The sequence below is a fragment of the Flavobacterium sp. MK4S-17 genome (genome assembly GCF_009848495.1).
In the GTDB taxonomy this organism is placed as follows: domain Bacteria; phylum Bacteroidota; class Bacteroidia; order Flavobacteriales; family Flavobacteriaceae; genus Flavobacterium.
In genome coordinates this window covers 43,327-65,418 of sequence record NZ_WWEP01000003.1, presented here as the reverse complement: position 1 = coordinate 65,418, position 22,092 = coordinate 43,327, and the positions used below count along the sequence as shown (strand labels likewise).

General features: G+C 37.3%; 25 protein-coding genes. 23 read left to right on the top strand and 2 right to left on the bottom strand.

The genetic code is table 11. The features are described from left to right. Positions 1-5: 5 nt before the first annotated feature. Both ileS and GSF09_RS02010 read right to left on the bottom strand, forming a co-directional pair. Complete coding sequence (gene ileS, locus GSF09_RS02015) at positions 6-3,434, bottom strand: isoleucine--tRNA ligase (RefSeq protein WP_159799262.1); 3,429 nt, start codon at positions 3,432-3,434, stop codon at positions 6-8. A gap of 123 nt (positions 3,435-3,557) precedes the next feature. Then, positions 3,558-4,295 carry a helix-turn-helix transcriptional regulator gene (locus tag GSF09_RS02010; RefSeq protein WP_159799261.1) on the bottom strand — a complete coding sequence of 246 codons (738 nt, stop codon included), beginning with the start codon at positions 4,293-4,295 and terminating at the stop codon, positions 3,558-3,560. A 125-nt stretch (positions 4,296-4,420) separates the two neighbouring features. Here GSF09_RS02010 and GSF09_RS02005 point away from each other — a divergent pair, with 125 nt between their 5' ends. The 23 genes from GSF09_RS02005 (at position 4,421) to GSF09_RS01895 (ending at position 22,089) form a co-directional block, all read left to right on the top strand. Further along, on the top strand, positions 4,421-4,726 hold the full coding sequence (locus tag GSF09_RS02005) for a hypothetical protein (protein WP_159799260.1): 306 nt from the start codon (positions 4,421-4,423) through the stop codon (positions 4,724-4,726). Further along, positions 4,726-4,983 (top strand): hypothetical protein, encoded by a 258-nt coding sequence (locus tag GSF09_RS02000; RefSeq protein ID WP_159799259.1) that lies wholly within the window; start codon positions 4,726-4,728, stop codon positions 4,981-4,983. The genes GSF09_RS02005 and GSF09_RS02000 overlap by 1 nt, the downstream gene beginning before the upstream one ends. A gap of 27 nt (positions 4,984-5,010) precedes the next feature. Then, positions 5,011-5,271, top strand: coding sequence for a DUF3127 domain-containing protein (locus GSF09_RS01995; RefSeq protein ID WP_159799258.1), 261 nt, complete (start codon positions 5,011-5,013; stop codon positions 5,269-5,271). An 11-nt stretch (positions 5,272-5,282) separates the two neighbouring features. Next, positions 5,283-5,561: a hypothetical protein gene (locus GSF09_RS01990; RefSeq protein WP_159799257.1), complete on the top strand. Its 279-nt coding sequence runs from the start codon at positions 5,283-5,285 to the stop codon at positions 5,559-5,561. Between the two features lie 11 nt (positions 5,562-5,572). Beyond that, positions 5,573-5,821 (top strand): hypothetical protein, encoded by a 249-nt coding sequence (locus GSF09_RS01985; protein ID WP_159799256.1) that lies wholly within the window; start codon positions 5,573-5,575, stop codon positions 5,819-5,821. Between the two features lie 36 nt (positions 5,822-5,857). Next, complete coding sequence (locus GSF09_RS01980) at positions 5,858-6,415, top strand: hypothetical protein (protein ID WP_159799255.1); 558 nt, start codon at positions 5,858-5,860, stop codon at positions 6,413-6,415. Next, entirely contained in the window at positions 6,399-7,724 is a 1,326-nt protein-coding gene (locus GSF09_RS01975) for a phage terminase large subunit (RefSeq protein WP_159799254.1), read from the top strand. Before GSF09_RS01980 ends, GSF09_RS01975 begins: the two co-directional genes overlap by 17 nt. Positions 7,725-7,726: 2 nt before the next feature. Continuing rightward, positions 7,727-8,266: a hypothetical protein gene (locus tag GSF09_RS01970; RefSeq protein ID WP_159799253.1), complete on the top strand. Its 540-nt coding sequence runs from the start codon at positions 7,727-7,729 to the stop codon at positions 8,264-8,266. A 27-nt stretch (positions 8,267-8,293) separates the two neighbouring features. Next, the gene (locus GSF09_RS01965; protein ID WP_159799252.1) at positions 8,294-8,743 is read left to right on the top strand and encodes a hypothetical protein; all 450 of its coding nucleotides are present in this window, start codon (positions 8,294-8,296) and stop codon (positions 8,741-8,743) included. Next, positions 8,736-9,191 (top strand): hypothetical protein, encoded by a 456-nt coding sequence (locus tag GSF09_RS01960; protein ID WP_159799251.1) that lies wholly within the window; start codon positions 8,736-8,738, stop codon positions 9,189-9,191. Before GSF09_RS01965 ends, GSF09_RS01960 begins: the two co-directional genes overlap by 8 nt. Beyond that, on the top strand, positions 9,188-10,333 hold the full coding sequence (locus GSF09_RS01955; RefSeq protein WP_159799250.1) for a hypothetical protein: 1,146 nt from the start codon (positions 9,188-9,190) through the stop codon (positions 10,331-10,333). Before GSF09_RS01960 ends, GSF09_RS01955 begins: the two co-directional genes overlap by 4 nt. A gap of 22 nt (positions 10,334-10,355) precedes the next feature. Further along, positions 10,356-12,533 carry a hypothetical protein gene (locus tag GSF09_RS01950; RefSeq protein WP_159799249.1) on the top strand — a complete coding sequence of 726 codons (2,178 nt, stop codon included), beginning with the start codon at positions 10,356-10,358 and terminating at the stop codon, positions 12,531-12,533. After that, positions 12,530-12,826 (top strand): hypothetical protein, encoded by a 297-nt coding sequence (locus GSF09_RS01945; protein WP_159799248.1) that lies wholly within the window; start codon positions 12,530-12,532, stop codon positions 12,824-12,826. The genes GSF09_RS01950 and GSF09_RS01945 overlap by 4 nt, the downstream gene beginning before the upstream one ends. Then, positions 12,826-15,519 carry a hypothetical protein gene (locus GSF09_RS01940; RefSeq protein WP_159799247.1) on the top strand — a complete coding sequence of 898 codons (2,694 nt, stop codon included), beginning with the start codon at positions 12,826-12,828 and terminating at the stop codon, positions 15,517-15,519. The genes GSF09_RS01945 and GSF09_RS01940 overlap by 1 nt, the downstream gene beginning before the upstream one ends. Positions 15,520-15,528: 9 nt before the next feature. After that, positions 15,529-15,783, top strand: coding sequence for a hypothetical protein (locus GSF09_RS01935; protein WP_159799246.1), 255 nt, complete (start codon positions 15,529-15,531; stop codon positions 15,781-15,783). Next, complete coding sequence (locus GSF09_RS01930; RefSeq protein WP_159799245.1) at positions 15,783-16,028, top strand: hypothetical protein; 246 nt, start codon at positions 15,783-15,785, stop codon at positions 16,026-16,028. The genes GSF09_RS01935 and GSF09_RS01930 overlap by 1 nt, the downstream gene beginning before the upstream one ends. Before the next feature lie 163 nt (positions 16,029-16,191). Beyond that, positions 16,192-17,217, top strand: coding sequence for an ATP-dependent Clp protease proteolytic subunit (locus GSF09_RS01925; protein WP_159799244.1), 1,026 nt, complete (start codon positions 16,192-16,194; stop codon positions 17,215-17,217). Beyond that, positions 17,218-18,276 carry a hypothetical protein gene (locus GSF09_RS01920; protein ID WP_159799243.1) on the top strand — a complete coding sequence of 353 codons (1,059 nt, stop codon included), beginning with the start codon at positions 17,218-17,220 and terminating at the stop codon, positions 18,274-18,276. Positions 18,277-18,319: 43 nt separating this feature from the next. After that, positions 18,320-18,919: a hypothetical protein gene (locus tag GSF09_RS01915; RefSeq protein ID WP_159799242.1), complete on the top strand. Its 600-nt coding sequence runs from the start codon at positions 18,320-18,322 to the stop codon at positions 18,917-18,919. Positions 18,920-18,922: 3 nt separating this feature from the next. Continuing rightward, complete coding sequence (locus GSF09_RS01910; protein ID WP_159799241.1) at positions 18,923-19,375, top strand: hypothetical protein; 453 nt, start codon at positions 18,923-18,925, stop codon at positions 19,373-19,375. Then, positions 19,372-20,523, top strand: coding sequence for a hypothetical protein (locus GSF09_RS01905; protein ID WP_159799240.1), 1,152 nt, complete (start codon positions 19,372-19,374; stop codon positions 20,521-20,523). The genes GSF09_RS01910 and GSF09_RS01905 overlap by 4 nt, the downstream gene beginning before the upstream one ends. Before the next feature lie 55 nt (positions 20,524-20,578). Next, positions 20,579-20,995, top strand: a complete 417-nt coding sequence (locus GSF09_RS01900) for a hypothetical protein (RefSeq protein WP_159799239.1) — start codon at positions 20,579-20,581, stop codon at positions 20,993-20,995. Between the two features lie 2 nt (positions 20,996-20,997). Then, on the top strand, positions 20,998-22,089 hold the full coding sequence (locus GSF09_RS01895) for a hypothetical protein (protein ID WP_159799238.1): 1,092 nt from the start codon (positions 20,998-21,000) through the stop codon (positions 22,087-22,089). Positions 22,090-22,092 lie beyond the last annotated feature (3 nt).

The following is a 22,092-nucleotide window of genomic DNA, read 5'->3' as shown; positions in this document are numbered from 1 at the left end:
TCAAACTATTTTGAAATTAATACTAAGGTTTTTACATCATCAAATTCTATTTCTGTTCCGTTTTCAACTTCTTCTTTAAAAATCAGCTCATCTGTAAGCGTTTCAGACTTAATATATGCATCATTCGCTTTTACAGCACCCTCAAGGGCGTCATTTTGCTTTAGGTAAACTTTAATCCTGTCGGTTACCTCAAAGCCTGAATCCTTTCTAAGGTTTTGTATCCTGTTAACAAGCTCCCTGGCTATACCTTCATTCCTCAGCTCATCTGTCAAAGTTATATCCAGTGCTACGGTTATCCCGTTAGAGTTTGCCACCAGCCAGCCTTCTATATCCTGCGAAGAAATCTCTACATCTTCAGTTGTTAAATTAACACTTTTTCCTGAAATAACAACATCAATACTGCCGTTTCGCTCAATTTCTGCTATCTGTTCCTGTGAAAAATTTTGTATTTCTTTGGAAACCAGCCCCATATCCTTACCAAACCTTGGCCCTAACACTTTAAAGTTAGGTTTTATCTGCTTTACAAGAACACCTGAAGCATCGTCCATCAATTCAATCTCCTTTACATTTACCTCAGCTTTTATGAGTTCGGCAACCGCCTCAATTTCAGCTTTCTGTTTCGCGTCAAGCACCGGAATCATTACCCTTTGCAACGGCTGGCGAACTTTTATCATCTCCTTTTTCCTTAATGAAAGTACCAGCGATGAAATGGTTTGCGCCTTTTGCATCCTGCTTTCAAGCGATTTATCAACAAAGTTATCAGCATAGGCAGGAAAGTCGGCCAAATGTACGCTTTCCCATTTTTCAGACTGTGAAGCTTGTGTTAAATCTTTATAAAGCCTGTCCATAAAGAACGGAGCTATAGGCGCACTTAGCTTAGCTACAGTTACAAGGCATGTATATAATGTTTGATAAGCAGCTATTTTATCCTGTGCATACTCGCCTTTCCAAAAACGGCGGCGGCACAGCCTTACATACCAGTTACTAAGGTTTTCCTGAACAAAGTCAGATATTGCCCTTGCAGCCTTGGTAGGCTCATAATCGGCATAAAAACTATCTACATCCTTAACAAGCGTGTTAAGTTCGCTTAATATCCATCGGTCAATTTCAGGCCTCTCCTCAATTGGTATTTCAGGTTCGGCGTAAGTAAAATTATCAATATTGGCATACAGTGCAAAAAAGGAGTAAGTATTGTAAAGCGTACCGAAAAACTTCCTTCGCACTTCTGCCACACCCTCAATATCAAACTTTAAGTTATCCCATGGGTTGGCATTGCTTATCATGTACCAGCGTGTAGCATCCGGCCCATATTCGGCTAGTGTTGTAAAAGGGTCAACAGCATTACCAAGCCTTTTACTCATTTTGTGACCGTTTTTATCCAGCACAAGGCCGTTGCTCACCACATTTTTATAAGCAACTTTATCAAAAACCAGGGTAGCAATGGCATGCAGGGTATAAAACCAGCCCCTTGTCTGGTCAACACCTTCTGCAATGAAATCGGCAGGGAAAGCTGTATTGTTGTCAATAAGCTCTTTATTTTCAAAAGGGTAATGCCATTGCGCATACGGCATGGCGCCACTGTCAAACCAAACATCAATAAGGTCTGCCTCACGTTTCATAGCTTTACCTGATGGTGAAGCCAGTATTATTTTGTCAACAACATTTTTATGAAGGTCAACTTTATTATAGTTTTCCTCGCTCATATTGCCGGGCTCAAAACCTTTAAACGGATTTTCATCCATAAAACCTGCTGCTAGGGCTTTTTCTACTGCATTATAAAGCTCCTCAACAGAACCAACAATCATCTCCTCGGTTTTATCTTCCGTCCTCCATATCGGAAGCGGAATACCCCAGTAACGTGAACGTGAAAGGTTCCAGTCGTTAGCATTTTTTAACCAGTTGCCAAAACGTCCCTCTCCGGTTGCTTTTGGTTTCCAGTTTATGGTTTCGTTAAGTTCAAACATTCTTTCCTTAACATCGGTCATTTTTATAAACCAGCTATCCAGCGGATAGTAAAGCAATGGCTCATCCGTCCTCCAGGAATGAGGGTAACTGTGCACATATTTTTCTACTTTAAAGGCTTTATTCTGCTCTTTCAGCATAATGGCTATTTCAACATCAACTGATTTTTCCGGAGCTTCACCTTTATCGTAGTACTCATTCTTAACATATTTACCACTAAGTTCACCAAGCCCCTGTATAAAACGTCCCTGCATATCTACAAGCGGCACAGGGTTCCCGTTTTCATCAAGTACTAACATAGGTGGTACTTCCGGTTTGGCTTCTTTTGCTGCCTTGGCATCATCCGCGCCAAAAGTTGGTGCGGTATGCACTATACCTGTACCATCCTCAGTAGTTACAAAATCACCCGCTATAACGCGAAATGCATTTTCAGGATTTTGGTAAGGCAAAGCATAAGGCAGCAATTGTTCGTATTTTATATCTAATAGACTACTTCCTATACAAGTTGCAAATACTAAATATGGAATTGTTTTATCCTTTTTAGTAAACTTTGACCATTCTTCAATATCATAGACTTTAGAATATTTTCCATTAAACTGCTTATCTACAAGATTTTCAGCCAATATTACATTAATCGGCTCGAAAGTATATTGATTATAAGTTTTAACTAATACATATTTTATACTGCGGCCCACGGTAAGTGCAGTATTGCTTGGTAGCGTCCAAGGAGTTGTGGTCCATGCTAGAAAATAGAATTCATCTCCGAGCATATCTGATTCTGGTAAGACAAAAGCTTTGTATACTGTATTTATTCCTTTATTAATCGCTTTAAACTGCGCTACTATGGTAGTATCTGTAACATCCCGGTATGCACCCGGCTGGTTTACCTCGTGCGAACTTAACCCTGTACCCGCCTTTGGTGAGTAGGGCTGTATGGTATAACCTTTATACAGCAGCCCTTTATCATAAATCTGTTTAAGCAGCCACCAAACGGTTTCCATATACTTTGGCTTGTAGGTTACATACGGATCATCCATATCAACCCAGTAACCCATTTTTTCAGTTAGGTCGTTCCAAACATCAGTATAACGCATTACCGTGCGTTTGCAGGCTTCGTTATACTCTTCAATAGTTATTTTTTTACCTATATCTTCTTTGGTTATACCAAGCTCTTTCTCTGTGCCCAGTTCAACAGGCAGACCATGTGTGTCCCAGCCGGCTTTTCTTTTTACCTGATATCCTTTTTGGGTTTGGTACCTGCAAAAAATATCTTTAATGGCGCGCGCCATAACATGGTGAATGCCCGGCAGGCCGTTTGCACTTGGCGGGCCTTCAAAAAACACATATTGTGGTTTCCCCTGGCGGGTAGTTACACTCTTTTCAAAAACATTCTCTTTTTTCCAGAAATCAAGGACTTCAGCAGCTACATTAGCCAGGTCAAGCCCCTTATATTCAGTAAATTTCTTACTCATTATTATCGTGTTCAAAAAATCAATTTGCGAATGTAATCATTTTTTTAAAGCAATAGGTAAATCAGCTTTATAACAGATTCACCTATTACTTAAAATAGCAGATGTTGACTGTTTTATTTTTAATTAATAGCTTATTTTTTTGCTAACTGAACGGCTAACATCTATAACATAAAATAAAGCCTGTATATCATTAAGATTTAATTTAAAATCGGTAAACTCCGGGCTGTCATTAAGCGAATGGCATATAATATAGCCTTCGTCAGTATTATGTTCAATAATTTCCTTGAGCAAAGGCATTTTACTTTGCGTGGTATAAATAACCCAATAAGGAAAATCACGGTAGCGCAGCTTGTCCTGCCAATGGTGGCGCTGCAACTCCCTGGTAGAAACAATACTGTTTCGGGTTATGGCATTGCTGCTGCCATCGTCCATGCTGTCGCCATTTACCCTAAAGGCCACATACCTGCCCTGCAAAGGCTTATCTACAAGGATACCATGCTGGCTTAAATCCATTAAAAAATCTGCATCCTGATAATTGCTTAAAAAACCTGCCTGTATTTTAAATTCGGCTAAAGGCATAAGCATATAATATTGCCCATTGGGAAGTTCAATAAATTTGTTGCCATTTTTATTTTCAAAGTCTTCTTCACCATTTGTAACAATTAATTCATTCCTTACAATCCTGTTATATACGCTACCAGGCTCTAACACCTTGTGCAATATTTCACTTTTTGACTTTGGAATAGGTCTGCCCTTTTCATAATTAATTATAGTTTCCCTGCTGCAACCAATTAAATCTGCCAATTCTTTTTGTGTAAGGCCCATCTGCTCCCTACGCTGTTTAATTTCAAAACCCTCCATAAATCAACACTTTAAGAATAACTATACAACCATCAGTATCAATAGTGTAAAATTTAACATTTATATATTTTGAAATGTTAAATATTACACTTAATTTTGTCCTGTTGCTAACAAAGATATTATAAATGGCTGATAAAAGCAAAATATTGCACCAAATAAATGAATTAGAAATAATAAAATCAGCTTATAACCATTTTTTATCATCCTATAGAGCAACTAAAGAAGTGGAAAATGCCACAAATATCAGGTCGAATAAAAAAATACTTATTGCTGCACTTAAAAAATTATATAACGAACTACATACTGAAGGAGTGAAACCTGCAAATGTATTTCACAATAAAATTTCGAGAATTAATTATAAATACAGCAAACTGGAAAAAAGTGTAATAGCGCATTTTAATAGTGATAACAGGTTTAAAATAACAGAATGATGAAGAAAATTTTACATCAATTAACCTTAACCGATCTTAAAATTAAGGAATGCCAAAAAGAAATTGAAGCAGTAAAGCAGCTGCCATTTTATAAAATTTTTGGCAGTGAAGCTCAGAGAAAAAATGATGTTGATTCCCTACAGCTTTTTCTGCATTCCCTTCTTCAGGAAAAAAGGCAGTTGTTGAAACAGCTAAAAGCGTGTGCAGGCTATGAATTAAGCCAGCTTAAAAATTTTATTAAAAATATAACACAGTAACCATTTTTAACTTTAATAATTATACCTATGAAAATTACAGGAAACATTGAAAGCATTGAGTACAGGAACACGGCCGGGCACGAAAAAAAGGTGGTAACCCTGCTGCCGGGCTTCAGGCAAAAAGCATTTGTTGAATTTCGAGGAAGGCGCATGGCTGACTTGGACGCCTTTAAAGAAAATGATGAAATAGAAGTTACCGTAACACTTGAGGGAAAAATATCCAAGAACAGCGGCATTCAGTACAACAATCTGGTAGCACAGGCAGTTGAGCCAGTTACAAACTATTAAACCGATACAATATGGAATCTAAACAGGAGGAGTACACACTAAAGATACTGGGCCAGCTACAGGAACTATTTGAAGAAGACTGCGAGAATTATATAAGCATGGCCGAACTGGAGAACAATGCGAATGCAGCCGATTTTTTTCATGCTCTCGCTAACCTGGCACCCGCGGTAGTTTATACCAAGCTTACCAAAAAAGAAGCAGGAAGCCTTGATTTTAATCATATAGCCAATAGGCTTTGTTTTCAAAACGCAAAGGTAAAGCCAGCCGAGCCGGCCGTAAATAACCTATAAACATAAAAGCTATGCAATTTAAAATAAAAGGTATTGTAACTGCTGTAGGCGAAATAAAAACAACCAAACTGGGCACGGCAGTGCAGCAGCTGCATTTCGAGCAGGAAACAGGCAGGGTTATATACCCGTCGGCATTGGGCACTAAAATTGAACTGCTGGAAGACATACTTCCCGGCGATGTTGCTGAACTTGATTTCCACATATCGGGATCAAAAGGCACATACAACAATGTAATTATAGATAACATTGTAAGGGTATAAAATACTACTACTACAATATTTGCTAAAAAACTTTATATGAAAAAAGGCTCAGCAAGTGCGGGAGCCCTTTTAAAACCTATAGCTGATAAGGCAACCAGAAAAAATAAAGCAGGCCGCCCCCCGCTTTACCGTAATGAATATCCTGCACAGGCTTACAAGCTTTGCCTGCTGGGAGCCACTGATAGTGACCTTGCTTCTTTTTTTGGTATTAGCCGGGACACACTTAACCGCTGGAAAAAATCGCATACTGACTTTGCGCAATCTGTAATAAAAGGCAAAAAAGCAGCCGATATGGAAGTAGCCGCCTCATTATATCAGGCCGCGCTGGACAGGGTTATTACCCTGAAACAGGCTATAAAGTGCAAAGAGGTTTATTATGATGATAACGGGAAACGTGTTGAAAAAGAGCGTATAGAAATTGTAGAAGTGGAGAAACATGTGCCTGCCGATTTCAGGAGCCAGCAGTTTTGGCTGAAAAACCGTAATCCGCAGCAATGGAGCGATAAATATGAAGAAAACGAAGAGCAGCATAAAGATGTGCTGCTTAATTTGGGCTCAGGCATAAATCCGGAGGCTAATGAAACTTTTGATTAAGCAGGAGCACGCCATTTTTTTCCTTAAGGACACCATAACAGAAGAAGTTTTATACGGCGGTGCAGCCGGTGGGGGCAAAAGTGCCTTGGGGTGCCTCTGGCTTATGGAAATGTGCCAGAAATACCCCGGAACACGCTGGCTGCTGGGCCGCTCAAAACTAAAAAACTTAAAGGAAACAACATTAAATACGTTCTTTGAACTGGCATCAGCACTGCAATTAACACGGCAATTTCATTATAAAGTACAGGAAAACAGCATCCGATGGAATAACGGAAGTGAAATATTATTAAAAGACCTGTTCCATTATCCGTCAGACCCTAACTTTGACAGCCTCGGCTCCCTTGAAATTACAGGAGCATTTGTTGACGAATGTAACCAGGTAAGCTACCATGCATGGCAAATTGTAAAGAGCCGCATACGCTATAAGCTTGCAGAATATTCGCTGATACCCAAAATGCTTGGCAGTTGTAACCCCTCTAAAAACTGGGCTTATAAACAGTTTTATAAGCCATTTAGGGAAGCAAAACTGCCGCGCTACAGGAAGTTCATCCAAAGCCTGCCTACAGACAACCCGCACCTGCACCCGGGCTATTTGCAGTCTTTGCTAAGGCTGGACAGGAACAGCCGGGAAAGGCTGTATTTTGGCAACTGGGAGTATGACGATGACCCGGCCGCGCTGATAGACCATGACAGTATTGCCGATTATTTTAATCCGAAACATTTAAAGCCTGAGGGTGTAAAATACCTTACAATTGATGTGGCCCGTAAGGGGAGGGATAAAACAGTTTTACGCGTGTGGCACGGGTGGCTGTGTATTTACAGGAGTGAAATTGCAAAATCAGGGCTGGATGAGGTGGTAAACCATGCACAAAATTTACAGTTAAAATTCGGCATAGCGCTCACTAATGTTATTGCTGATGAAGACGGTGTAGGTGGTGGTGTTGTAGATTTTTTAAAATGCAAAGGCTTTGTAAACAATTCATCGCCTCTGGAAATGAGGGAAGGCAACATATACATAAAGCCAAATTATGACAATCTTAAAAGCCAGTGCTCAATAAAAATGGCCGAAATGATTGTAAACCGCCTGGCCGGAGAAATTTGCGATAATGATAATGTATTACAGTCCACAACAGAAGAGATGGAACAGGTTAAACTGCGGGATATAGATAAAGATGGCAGGCAGGGCATTATACCCAAAGAAAAGGTAAAAGAACATATTGGCCGCAGCCCCGATGAGTGGGACAGCATTATGATGCGTTACTGGTTTGCATTAAGAAAAACGTATAACGCAAAAATACGCATAGGTTAAGTATGAGAAACATAACACTGAAACAATATACAAGGCTGGAAAATCCACTCATGTATGACGCTGTACTGGAACACCTTAATCCAAAGAACAGCTTTAGCGGCAAACAAATGAATATAAATGTAATGCCTTATGCCAATGTTAAATACTGTATAAGGCTGCTGCCTAAAATTACAGGTTGGGAAGGGATAGCAGAGCTTTTTATTATTTGTTATGATATTCCCGAAGCTGCGTTTTGGAAAGCACGTGTTAAGGAATACTTTGCCGCAAGGAAGTTTATTTTAAATGAGTTTGAACGCATACTTAAAACGGAAGCCAAAGTATTTAGTGCCACCGGGACAGATGAACATTTATGGAAAATGGCCGGTGCCGATAAACTTAAGCCTTATGGCGATACACTACCGCTATTACAATTGGCAAAGCTTACAGGCCAGTATCCGTTTGATTTGGGCAGAAAACCCTACGGTGAAATATTCAGCTTGCTAGCGCAGCTAAAAGCACAAAACGATGTTGAAATGGAGTATCAAAAGCTCCATAAGAAATAGCATCAAGATATTTGCTTAGGAATCATTATGAGAGATATTGTAAGAATACTGGAAGACCTGGCAGCACAAAAGCAGTTGGAGTACCATTATGGTAAAAAAGCAGCACTTAACCTGTTAGATGGTTCTGCCGAAGAAAACAAGGTGTACCTGCTTCATGAATATACCAACCGCAAAAGCGAGTATAACAATAGCGGCACAAAAATAACAGCTGTAAATTATGAAGGTAAATTTTTTTTGGTAAAGCATAGTGATTTTGACCAGCACTATTTTAAAGAAGCAGGAACTGAAGAAACCTCAAAGTATACCACAAACATTGAACCCCTGCTCATTACTTTTAATGAGTTAGGCAACAGCCTGGCATGCTTGGGGATTACCATTAACGAATGGAATAATATAGATGTAACCGACGCGCTTGATGCCAATATGGACGGTTTACTGTGTTCTTATAAAGTTAATATACCTGTATGCCATGGTTGAGAGTATCAAAAGTATTTTAACAGTTGAATTTGAAAATTTAAAACAGGAACTCATTGCAAAATATAATGAGGCAGCAAACCCCTCAGACTGGCCGCAAACTGTTGAAGCATCTGTATCAGGCACTAAAGCGCAACTTACGGCCGCTAATTATATATACGGCCGTGAACCCGGAAAGCAGCCCCCCTCTGCCGCAATAGAAGAATGGGTTTTAAACAAGGGTATTGCAGCCCAGGCTGCCAAAAAAATAAGCATTGGCAGCCTTGCTTACCTTATTGCAAGAAAAATAGGAATGGAGGGCTGGAAGCCCAAAGATAATAGCGGCGAAAGCATTATTACAGCAGTTATAACGCCTGAAAGGCTCCAGCTAATAGCCGACAGGGCCGGAGACGAAGTACTTTTTAATATTTCTTTTGAAATAATTGACTATTTAAAAAAGATTGCAGCATGATAACATTTACCAGGCCTTTAGATACCGGCAAACTCAGGATGGCTTATAATAATGATGTGGCAGAGTTTTACAGCACATCGGAAAACACACCGGCATATTGCGATGTTTCATTTCAGGGGCAGGAATTTTCCCTGCGCCTTTACCCTGCTCCAACCGGAAAATTTTTTATAAACTTTAAAGATTATGTTTCAGCCTGTATAAATACCCGGAACTTTGAAGATGTTTTGCATACCAACCTGCAAACACCCCATCCGCAAAGTTTTATATATGATGCTACACCAGGTACATTGCTTATTACTGATGTAGGTTTTAAAATATGGTTTTCGGAAACCGAATATGAAGAGCAAAGCTTTACCATGAAATGGCTGGCAGGTGCCGAACAGCTTGCTGATTATAATTACTTCGCTGTTAATGGAACCTACCTGCTTACACCATTTGAAAAGTATACTGCCAATCATTATTATTTAAAATACTGGCAGGGATATCCTTTTGATATTCCTGTGTATAGCAACAATAACAGCTTAACGATAAAAAATAATACCAATGCGTTAAGCCAAACTTTTGTACTGCCCGGTAATGTAAGCCGCATTTATCTTTCTGACGGCAGGACAGATGAGAGTTTGGAAGACCTTTTACCTTTAGTGGAAGGATATAATAAACTTAGTATTATAAATTCAGGAGAGGAAGGTGAAAATGACAAATTCCTGTTACTGGAAAAAATTCCATACCAATGCGGCATATATCTTAAATGGCTTAACAGGTATGGCTGCTATAATTACTGGCTTTTTGAAAACACATATACCATTGACAGGAGCGCTAAACAGTTGGGAGAGCTAAGCAGGGACAATGCAAACCTTGAAGATACTTTCAGCAGGGCAATACAAATAGGCAAGGAAAGCCAGGACACTATGAAAATAATAGCAGAACTCTTAACCGAGGAGGAAACAAATGTACTTCAAGGCATACTGGACAGTCCTAAAGTGTATATGTTTACAGGTAAGCCTTTTGCACAAAGCAGCTACAGAGACTGGATAGAAGTATCATTAAAATCAGGAAATGCACGTATTAAAAATGCCAAACAACCATTAAATAACTTTTCTTTTGATATTGAACTTCCTGCAAGATATACCCAAACTTTATAATATTTGACTACAAACCTATGCGGTGGGACTTATTTTATATATAAACGGGCAGCAAGTTGACCTGGACCCGGAACAAACCATAGCCCAGACAAAACAGGTAAACGACCTTAACAGCCTTGAAAACAGGCAGGCGAATTATACCAATAAATTTAAAGTGCCAAAAACTGCGGGTAATTTAAGGATAATGCAGTTCCTGTCGTTAACAGGAAATACATCACCTGTTCCGTATCAGGAAAATCTCTGCAGCCTTTACAGCGATAACGGGGAGTGTTTTATTTACAATGGCCGTGCAGTTGTTTCCGACAACGGTGATAACTTTGATATAACGGTATATGATGGCATTATTGAACTTTTTAAAAAGATTGAAAACCAATCGCTTTCTGAAATTGACCTGTCTGACATAATACATACCAAAAATATAGCTACAGTTAAAAACTCATGGAGTGCATCCGGTAATTTAAAATACCGCTATATACTTGCTGATTATAACGGTAAAACAGGTAATACTGCAAATAATGAGGTAAATATTGACTATCTCGTGCCCTCTGTAAACGTAAGATACATTTGGGACAGGATTTTTGAGAAAAATGGATTTACCTATTCAGGATCTGTATTTGACACAGAAGATTTTAACAACCTGTGGATGACTTTTCCTAAGGGTGTTGACAATGGAGAATCTGAAGAAGAAGTTTTTTTGGCTGATGATACTGATGTGGGTGCAAGTAATTTCCATCCCGGGTATTTTTTAACCACTATGTCCACTTCTGCTTTAAACAGTAATTACATCTATCCACAGCAAAAACACAGGCACATTAAATTTAAAACATCTGGCAAATACCGGATTGAAGTTACCGGAAAAATAAATAGTGACCGGGACTACAGGATAATTTTAGGAAAAAATGCCAACGGCATCAATAATCCTTATAGTGTTCCATTGTATGCATATATTAAGGAGTACCAAAGAATGCAGGAAGAAATTACGCAAGCTTCATATACATTTGATGCGGATAGCAATGATACTTTTTGCGTTGTTATAAAAAAAATAAAAACAAACTTTCACGTTTCAAAGAATAAAGCCATAATCCGGATAGTAAAGGTTAATGAAAGTGCGTATGATTTTCAGGAGGCTCTTAGTGAATTTGCTGTTAAAGACTTTTTGAAAGAAGTTGTGCACCGTTTCGGACTTACAATTTTAAAAGACAAATATTCTAATCACTATACTTTTCTTACACTTGCAGAAACACTTCAAAATGCTGATAATGCTGACTGGAGTGATAAATTTATAAGCAAAAAAAATGAAAAATATGTTTATGGAAGCTATGCACAAAAAAACTGGTTCAGGTATAATTATAATGACAAAGAAAGTTCCTTCAACGATTTTTATTTAGAAGTTCCCAATGTAAATCTTGAAGAAAAAAAGGATCTAATTAAATCAAAAATATATAGTCCTGAAAAATATACAACCCAATTCCTAAACGGGCAGTCAAGAGTTTATAAACTATGGGAAAAGGAATTAGAAGAGCAATCAGGCGAAAATGAAAGCCGGATAACTTATAAATCACTTGACAAGAGATATTATTTCCTGAAAGCAATGCCTCAAACACGTAATATTTCGCTGTATTCTGAATACTTGAATGACAGTACTGCTGTGTCAAACTATTACATTGAGAGTTTTTCAAAATTATCATTTTTTGATATTATCCAGCAATATTATAACCCTTTGAGACTAATGCTGAACGCATCTAAAGTGGTTACAATAGAGTTTTGGCTCAAGGATACTGATATTGTAAATTTTGATTTCAGCAAATTATATTATATAAAGCAACTGTCGTCCTATTTCCTGATGAACAAAATAAATAATTATATACCGGGAAAACCTACTAAATGCGAAATGATAAGTATTTTAAGGGCAGCCCCTACATTACCGGAACCTTCTATAAGAATATATAGAATACTGCCATCAAATAATGGGTATTCTATCGCAGTATACTATAATCTTAACACGGAGGTACAAAGTGTAACATTGCAGGTTTATGGTTATAATGGCAACACATGGTCAAACTGGCCTTATAATAATATAAGCCCCAGGCATTTCAGCTTCACCCCAACAGGAAACTTTAAAATACGTTTATTGGCAGGGGATGCATATTCAAATGAAGTTTCATTAACAATACCACTTACAGAAACTATAGAGATATGATAAATGATATAATATATACTCCACCCCTTATTGATTTTGGCTTTGGCATTACCGAACAAACCATTACAGCAGGAGAAGCGGTTACTGTATGGCTTTCCTCATTATACAATCAAAACAGCTATACTTTCCATTTAATAGCCCCGGAAGGTGATATTAAAGTACTATCAAATTATCAATACAAACTTTATTATCAAAACAAAGGTACTTATAATATTCAGTTACATGTTAAGCATGCCGTTAACACCAATATTATTCTGAAAAGCAATATTTTAAATTTAACCGTAATGGAATAATGGCAAAAGAAAAAATTATACTGGCTGAACTTGATTTGGATGTAAGTAGCATTTCAGCTGCCTTGGAGCAAACAAAAGCTAAAATAAATGAACTCACAAAAACATTAGATGAACTTAAAAAAACATATAGTGACTTAACAACAGTGCATGACTCACAAATAAAGCAAAATAACATTTTAACAACACAACAACAGTCATTACAAACTGCTTTATTAAAAACAAAAAATACTGAAAATGATTATATTAAAAATAATGAGGAGCTTGTTGAAATACGAAGAAATTTAAATACCCACAACAAAAATTATCAATCATCCCTTGACTCGATAAACAACAAAATAAAGGAAAATACTAAATGGCTTTCTGAAAATAAAAAAGTTCAGGAAGGGGTTGTTACAACACTTGATGATTACAAAAAACAGGTAAAAGATTCTTTTGATCAGATTAATATTTTTAATGGAGGTATAACAGGTTTCATATCAAGAGCTCAGGAAGCAGGTGGTGTAATGCCTTTATTATCTACAGGCCTAAAAGGTATTACCACCGGTGTAATTGGAATGACAAGAGCGAGCATTGCTTTTATAGCCACCCCTATAGGTGCAGTAGTTGCTGCAATAGGATTGGTGCTTGGGGCACTTGTATCCTACCTTACCTCAACACAAGAAGGCATCGACAAAGTAACTGCTATTACCCGGCCTCTACAAACAGTATTCCAAGCATTAACAACATTATTTCAAAAAGTAGGTAAAAATCTTTTTGAGGCATTTACACATCCAAAAAAAGCTTTAAATGATTTATATGAGTTTGTTAAGCAAAATCTTATTAATCGTTTTACCGCTTTTGGAAAAATTTTAGAAGGCTTGATAACACTTGACTTTAAAAAAGTTGCAGATGGAACCCTTCAGGCAGCAACAGGTGTAGAAGATGTAATAGGAAAAATAAAAAATGTAGCAAATGAAACAGGAAAATATTTAGATGAAAGTTATAAAAAAGGACAAAAAATAGATGAGTTGCAAAAGAAACTAGAGAAAGGTGAGGCTTCATTTATAGAAAATAATGCAAAGCAAAAACAATTACTTCAAGAGCAAAATTCAATAGCCGATGACACCAATAAAACATATGCTGAAAGAGAAGCGGCAGCAAAAAATAGTATAACTACAGCACAAGAAATAAATAAACTGGCAACAGACAGGTTAAAAAGTGAAATTCAATTATTAGAAACTAAAATGTCTGTTAAAAGTGCTACTGATGAAGAGAAAAATCAACTTGCAGAACTTAAAGCTAAACTAATAGAAACCAATGCCGAACTAGCTCAAACAGTAAAAACACAGCATAATAAAATTCGTGAATTAAACAAAGCGGCGCATGACGAGCAAACAGCTAATAGACAAAAATCAGTTGATGATGCTATACAAAAAAATAAAGAAGAAATAGACCTATTCATTGCCCAACAAGGTTATAAACAAAAAACTTTACAGGAGCAACTTGTTTTTGAAGAACAACTTTCACAAAAAAGATTAGCGCTCTTAGAGCAAGAATACAAGGCAGGAAAAATATCTAAAACAAAGTATGAAACAGATAAACTAAATATCTCTGAAGAGTTTTTAAAAAAACAGGCCGAAGCTACAGTAGCAGAGGCTGAAAAAGAATTAAATAATTATAAGAAAGCTATCGAAAAGAAAAAAGAAGACGATACTTTCTTTACTGAAGAAAAACTCAATACTAAAATTGCTGAAAATAACGACCTTTTAAACAAAGAAATTCAATTTCAGAAACTTAGAAAAGACCAAGGCTTAATCAGCGAAGATGAATATAATACTGCGGTTACTGAGCTCCGGGAGAATAATGAGGCGAAAAATGAGGAGGCAAAAAATAAAAGAGAGGAAGCAAAAAAAGGACAACAGGCTATTGACCTGGAAAACCAACGGATACTTGACGAAGAGAAATTTACAAATGAATTTGATTTACAGATTTTAAGGGAGCAGCAAAGATATGAAGCAGAACTGGCAGCAGCTGAAAAAACAGGTGCAGATACCACGCTTATCGAGAAAAAACATATAAATGCCAAAAAGAAAATTGAAGAAGAAGCAGATAAAGCTAAAGCAAAAATGGCAGCTGACACTCTGGGCTCTATATCAGAATTATTGGGTAAAGAAAGTGCCGCTGGAAAAGCAGCGGCACTAGCCCAAGCCTTAATTAATACCTATTTAGGAATTACTGCAGGGGTTAAATTAGGGTTCCCTGCGGCAATACCAGCCGTTGCAGCAGCTTCAGCTACCGGATTTGCGGCAGTTAAAAATATAACTGCTACAAAAACACCAAAAGCAGAAAAAGGAGCATTGTTCAATATTGGCGGCAACAGGCATTTTGCGGGGGGAACTATGTTTACAGGCGAAGACGGTACAGCTTTTGAAGCTGAACAGGGAGAGCTTATTGGGGTTATGAACCGTAATGCAGCACGTCACTTTATGGCTTTTAATAATGCATTCCCTTCAGGTGCAGGTTCTGCCCCAAATTATTTTGCAAGCGGTGGTATTGTATCGCGCGAAATTGCAACACCCAGGCTTAATGCAGATGAACTGGCATTTAAAATAGCCGAAGCCAACCGTACCCTGCCCGCCCCTGTTGTATCGGTAGAAGACATTGTTACCCAAGGCAACAGTTATGTTTCAGTAAGGGAAATGGCCAATTTTTAAACTTTATATATGGTGAATAACTTAAATGTAAAAAATATTATAACAGGGTGGAAAAACTTTATTTCCAAAAGTGAGGTAACCGAAAAGCTGGCAACGGATAGAGCCGAAGTTTGTGCAACTTGTCCTAATGCAAAACAGGGAAAGCTATTAGCATTTATAAAAGATTCTTTGAAGGAAATTGAAGGAGCATACTGCAATTCATGCGGGTGCCCGCTATCAGCTAAAATACGGTCTAATGATATTTGCCCTGAAAATAAATGGTAATGAACCGTTATGAAACTATAATAAGCCTTGGCGAAGCTTTTATGAAGCTAATCAATAAGGGTTTAATCCCAATACATATACTGGACTGGAAAGTTTATTATGAAGCTTATGTGGAGGAAATGGAATACCAGAAGAAATACTTTAACAAACCTAAAAAAACCAGTGCTGCGGGAATTACAGCAGAAAAATATAAAGTTACCGAACGAACTATATTTAACGTTATAGCCTTTATGGAAAATAAATAAACTGAAAATACAATTTCAGTAAAACATGAAAATATCACCGTACCTTTGTACTGTAAAATTACAACAACAGCGCTGTTATTTTTAATACTTCACAATTGATTATCAGCAAAGGCTGAAATACTTTAAACTTCAATCTCATTAAATATTTCATCATTCTGTATGGATGACAGGAAACATTTATATCTCCGGCCAGATAGGCACATTTGACGGTGTTACAGGTATAAGCCTTGCAGATGTGATCAGTCAGGTGAAAAAGCAGCCCAAGGCAACAGCCTATAATGTGCATATAAACTCTGAAGGCGGCCTGGTAGATACCGGTTTTGATATTTATCATTACCTCTGCTCCTTAGGAAAGCCTTTAACTACAATTGGCAGCGGTATAGTTGCCAGTATTGCCACAGTAATTTTCATGGCAGGCAAAAAAAGGCTGATAAAAGAAAACACACAGTTTATGATTCACCTTCCATGGGGTGGCTCTATGGGCACAGCTGATGAACTGGAACAGTTTGCCGGGCAATTGCGTGTAATTGAAAAAAAAATGGTTGGCTTTTATAAAAAAGTGCTCAGCGTTCAGGAGCAGGCAATAGTGCCATTACTAAAAAATGAAACCTGGCTAACACCAAACCAGTTAAGCGCATTAGGCTTTACAACCGCTTCGCAGCCAGTAAAAGCAGTAGCAAAAGCATTTATTAACCCAAATTTTACTATGAGAGGAACATTTACAGAAAGGGACAGGCACTGGATGGAAAGCCTTTTTACCCGTGTAATGGGCAAGTTTAAAAATGCCCATATTTTTAACAAGGTTGTACAGGATGCAACCGGAATTGAGATAGATTTCACTGATTTGCCCGATGATGCAATAATAGAGGTTGGCGCAATGGCAACTGTAGATGGTATGCCGGCTGAAGGAGAATACCTTATGCCTGATGGTTATACCTATATATTTACTGCCGGAGAGCTTACAGAAATTATTGAACCGGAAGAAGAAAGTGCTCCCGCTGCCCTGCGTGCAGAAAATAAAGCATTAAAACGCCAGCTTAGCATCATTAAAAGTGAAGTAATGGCTTTAAAAAGACAGGTTGGAAGCCGTTATACTCTTGACGGTAAAAAAGCTTCTGTACGCAAGCCGGGCGAGTCTGACAGGCTTTCCGGCATGAAGCAATATTTGCAAAATAAAAACAGGAAGTAAATGGCACTTATTAACGCTGACGCTTTAACATTAAATGCCCGCGAGGCCGAAACGGTAAGTGAGGTAATTTTTGAAAGGGTTTTTAATGACAGCGACCTTGCTGAATATCATGAAATTGAGACCGGAATTGATGTAAAAACACAAATCGCTTTTGCAGAAAGGCTTGGACTGCTTGGTAAAAAAAGTGAAGGATGTACACCAAATGAAGCCGGCGGATTTGCCTTAACAGAGAAATTCTGGACTCCGGTACTGGAAGACTTTAGGCTAAAACATTGCCAAAATGATATGCCTGCACTTTTAAAACTTTTCAGGAAATCGCAACGCATTAACCCTGATTTTTTCGATGTTGTAGGCTCTCAGGAGTTTGGTGTTATTATTTCAGCAGTAGAAACTTCGTTGTTGGAAAACATCCATCGTAAAGTATGGTTTAATGATATTACTGCTAAAACTATTGAAAATGGTGGTGTATTTACAAATGGCACAGACTTGGATTATTTCAACTCATTTGATGGATTGTTTAAGCAGATTTTAGCTGAAGTGCCTGTAAATGCATCAAACAGAGTTGCCATTGACGCTAACGCAGGTGCCAGTTATGCAAACCAGGCTCTTGAAGAAGATGCCGCATTAGCAATTTTTGAAAAAATGGTTACCTCTGCAGATGAGCGACTTGTTTCTGCCGATGATGCTTTTATACTTGCAACACGCTCCCTTGCGGATAATTATCGCGCTACCCTAAGAAATAAGAATTTGGGTTCAGGTTTCCTTGAAGTTGTTGAAGAAGGCAGGCCAAAATTATACTTTGATGGAATTGAAGTTAAAATTCGCTATGACTGGGACAGGTATATTAAATCATATCAGGACAACAGTATAAAATATCACCTGCCACACAGGGCTGTACTTACTACAAAAAGCAATATACCACTTGGTACTTTAAGCGAAGAAGACCTTACAAAACTTGATGTTTTTTACGATAAAACGTTAAAAACAAATATCATGGATGCTGCATATACAATAGATGCCAAACATCTTGAGGCTTACATGACAGTCCTAGCTTGCTAATTTAAAATGCGAATAATAATATTTGAATTTTTACTCTAAAAAAATGCCAGTAGATTGCACAGGAAATTTAACTCAGGATATATTATTTGATTGTACTAATGCACCAATAGGTGGTATAGAGCAGAATGTATTACTTATCAATAAAGAAGATATTGATATTACATCAATAACTTACAATGAAACCAATGAAATGATTGTAACCGATTTTACTCTTAAAGCTGGTAAAAAAGGTTATATGCTTACAGGAGTAAAACAAGCTAATGGTAAAGCATGGGAACTTGTTAAAAAAGAAAATGCACCTGATAAGTTCAAGCACACATTTAGCGGGGTTATATTTAATCCGAGTGCCCAAAATAAACAGCAGGCAGGTAATTTGGCCAAAGGTGCTAAATATGTAGCTATAGTAGAACAGGTATGGAAAGGAGCCGAAAGTAAAGATGCTTTTGAAATATTAGGACTTTCTTCCGGCCTTGAAATTACCACAATGACAAACAACTCCAAAGAAAATGACAACATGATAATGTTTGAACTTTCTTCTGCTGATGGTTTTGAGGAAACTAGTATACCAAAAACGCTGCTTGATGTAGATTATACTGCCACTAAAACAGCTTTTGAGAATAAGTTTGCTCAGGCTGAAATATAGTAAATGGATTTTGCCAAAATGGATATCGGCACCATCACCCACGGTAAACGGGGTGATGGTGTAAGGTATCTCCAGCTTTTTTTGCAGGAGTATACTTCAATTTTTAATGAAAAGGTCAATCCCGGTTGTCCAAAATGTTTAACCACCTGTTTAAATAGGTATAAAAATCATTATATAGAAATGGCAAATACATCAAAATACAGGCTTCACGCCAAATATGAAAATATACCATTGGAATTTGGTTCTCCAATATTGGTGAATAATGCAACGCTAACAGATGAGTATGCACATATACTCTTGAAGCATAAAAATGGAGAACGTTATTTTTCTATCCTTCCCAAAGAAGAAAAATTAAGTCCCGGCAAAAAAAAGAAAGCTATATCATCTGTAACTAAAAAACAATCTGTGAAAATGAAATACCCTTCAGAGAATTTGGAAAGCACCACCGAAGAATGAAGACCCTTTTAATTGATGTGTGGAAAAGATTAACTCCGTGGAGTAAATCGGCAGATATTTTTGCCAATGATACTGACAATGCCTATCCCGAAAGGATGGATAGGCTTATCAATAACAGTGTTACGGCAAAATCAGCTGCTGCTATTATGGTTCAGTACCTAATTGGTAAAGGTTATGGTGAAAAGAATAATAATGTAGTTGTAAATAAAAATAAAAATCTCAAACTCATTGATTTTGCTGACGATGTAGCAGATGATATTGTAAAACAACGAGGTGTGTTTATACATGTTAACTGGAATGCATTATATAAAATATCTGATTTTAGTGTACTCCCTTATGAATGGTGCAGGATAGGAAAAACAGACAGCAACGATTATGCCGGTAAAATAGCTGTATGTAAGGAGTGGCTTAATGCTAAAAGATCAGGTATTCAATTGATTGATGTATTTAATCCACGAAAAAAAATTATTGATGCCCAGGTTGAAAAGGCAGGAGGCTGGGAAAATTATAAAGGCCAGGTTTTGTTCATTAATATGGACACTAAACTTATTTATCCTCTTTCGCGCATTGATTCTGTTGCAGACGATTGTGATAGTGAAGCTCAGGCAGCAACATACAAAAACCGCCTTTTAAGAAAAGGATTCTTTGGTAATACACTTGTAGTTACGCGACCGTTAGTTGGGGAAGGCTTAAACGGCAAAGCTTTAATTGATGCGGAAAATGAACGCGAAGAGTTTCAAAGGGCAATCAAGGAAAGTTTAGGTGCGGAAAACACAGGGGGTGTTTTATGTCTTGAAATGGATTTTGCCGGCGAAAAACTTGATGATGCAATACTGATAAAGCAAATTGAAAGCAAGATTGATGATGAACTTTTTAGCTATACCGAAGGCAGCGTACGTGAAAATATTCTAGTAGCATTCAACAATTTACCATCCGGACTGATTAAAACAAATGATACATCTCTTTTTGGCAATTCAGGTGAAGCAATAAGGGAAATGAAACGAATGTACTGGGAAAACACATCTAAAGAACGTGCTTTACTTACTACCATCATAAATCAATTACTGGAAAAATCGCAGGATTACGGAAGCCTTAAAGTAGAACCACTTAAACTAATTGACGATGCAACCCTTAGTAACCCGGAATGACATAGCAAAATACCGTCAAATTTCTAAGACCTCTAAAGATGATAAGCTTAATGAAATGATATTAGATGCCCAGCTTTTGGATATACAGCCTTTGCTGGGTGAAAATCTTTTTAATTCCATCCTAACATCTCCTGAAGACTTTACAGAACTTTTAGATGGGGGAATTTATGAGAATGATGGTATAAGCTATACAAACTATGGACTTAAAATGGTAATCTGCTATTTCGCTTATGCAAGATACATGCTTTTTTCCTCTGCTATTGATACCCCTTTCTCTGTTGTGCAAAAAATAAGTAGCAATGATAGTAAACCTGCTGAAAATTCAGTCAAAAAAACAATTTATTCTTTAAACAGAGAAGCTGCTTTCCAAATCTGGAGCAACGTAAAGAACTACCTGAAGAGGACTAAAAACCCTGAATTTGTTCATTGTAACACATCAATGGGAAATTTAAGATTTACTAAATTAAGTTGACGATGATTATTATCAATTCTGCTGATATTACTACATTTAAAATTAATGGTATATCCTATCTTAAAAATTATGTTACAAGGGTAGTTGATAATAAAATTGAAATTTTTAATTGCTACGACCGTAAAGATATATTAGTACCTCTTAATAATTATTCAAATTTTATAGTTAATGGTTTAACATTTAATAATGCTGTAGCACTACAGGAAGCTTTAATTGCCCTATTATATTATAGGTCATCATTAAATGAAGACGGTATATTATATCCTGACGCTAGCCCATTGCAAAAAGGTATTTTAAAACTTAATGGCGATTTGGGCGGTACTGCTGATTTACCTACAGTTCCGGCTCTTGGCAATAAAGTAGACAAAGAAACAGGGAAGGGCCTTTCTGCCAATGATTTTTCTGATTCCTATAAAAGCAAACTTGATAATTTACAAAACTATTTTATAGGAGTATACCCTACAGTTTCCGAACTTGAAGCAACATTTCCATTGGGACTACCAGGTCAGTATGCAACAATTGATTCAGGAGAAGGCACAGATGCTAAAAGAGCTATTTGGGACAACACGGATAATAAATGGGTTACTACTGCAAGTTCAGGAGATGTATTAAGCGTCAATGGACAAACAGGTGAAGTACTTTTAAATACAGATAGTATTGGTGAAGGCCCAAATAACAAGTACTTTTCTATGCCACGTGTTTTAGGTTCTCTATTAACGGGTTTAACGACATTGGCGGGTGACATCCTTTCAACAGATACATTGATTGAAGGGCTAGGAAAAATAAAGAATATTTTAAATCTTAAATTAAATTCCCCTGCTTCACCTTCAAAGTTAAGTGCTGTAACATTGAATTCCGAAGGGTTACCTGAAACAATGGAACTTAAAGAATTTATAATTTTTGATAATACTGTTACGCCTTATGACAGTATATCTGAATTGATTACAATTGGGGGGTACAGCCAAGAAAATGGATACATCCGTGGTACTGAAATCAGATGTGGCATGCTTAATCCTAAAAAAGTTTACTATAAATATGATAATACTGATGTTTCCTGGTTTACAATTGAAGGAGTAGATTTACCATTAGAATAAATT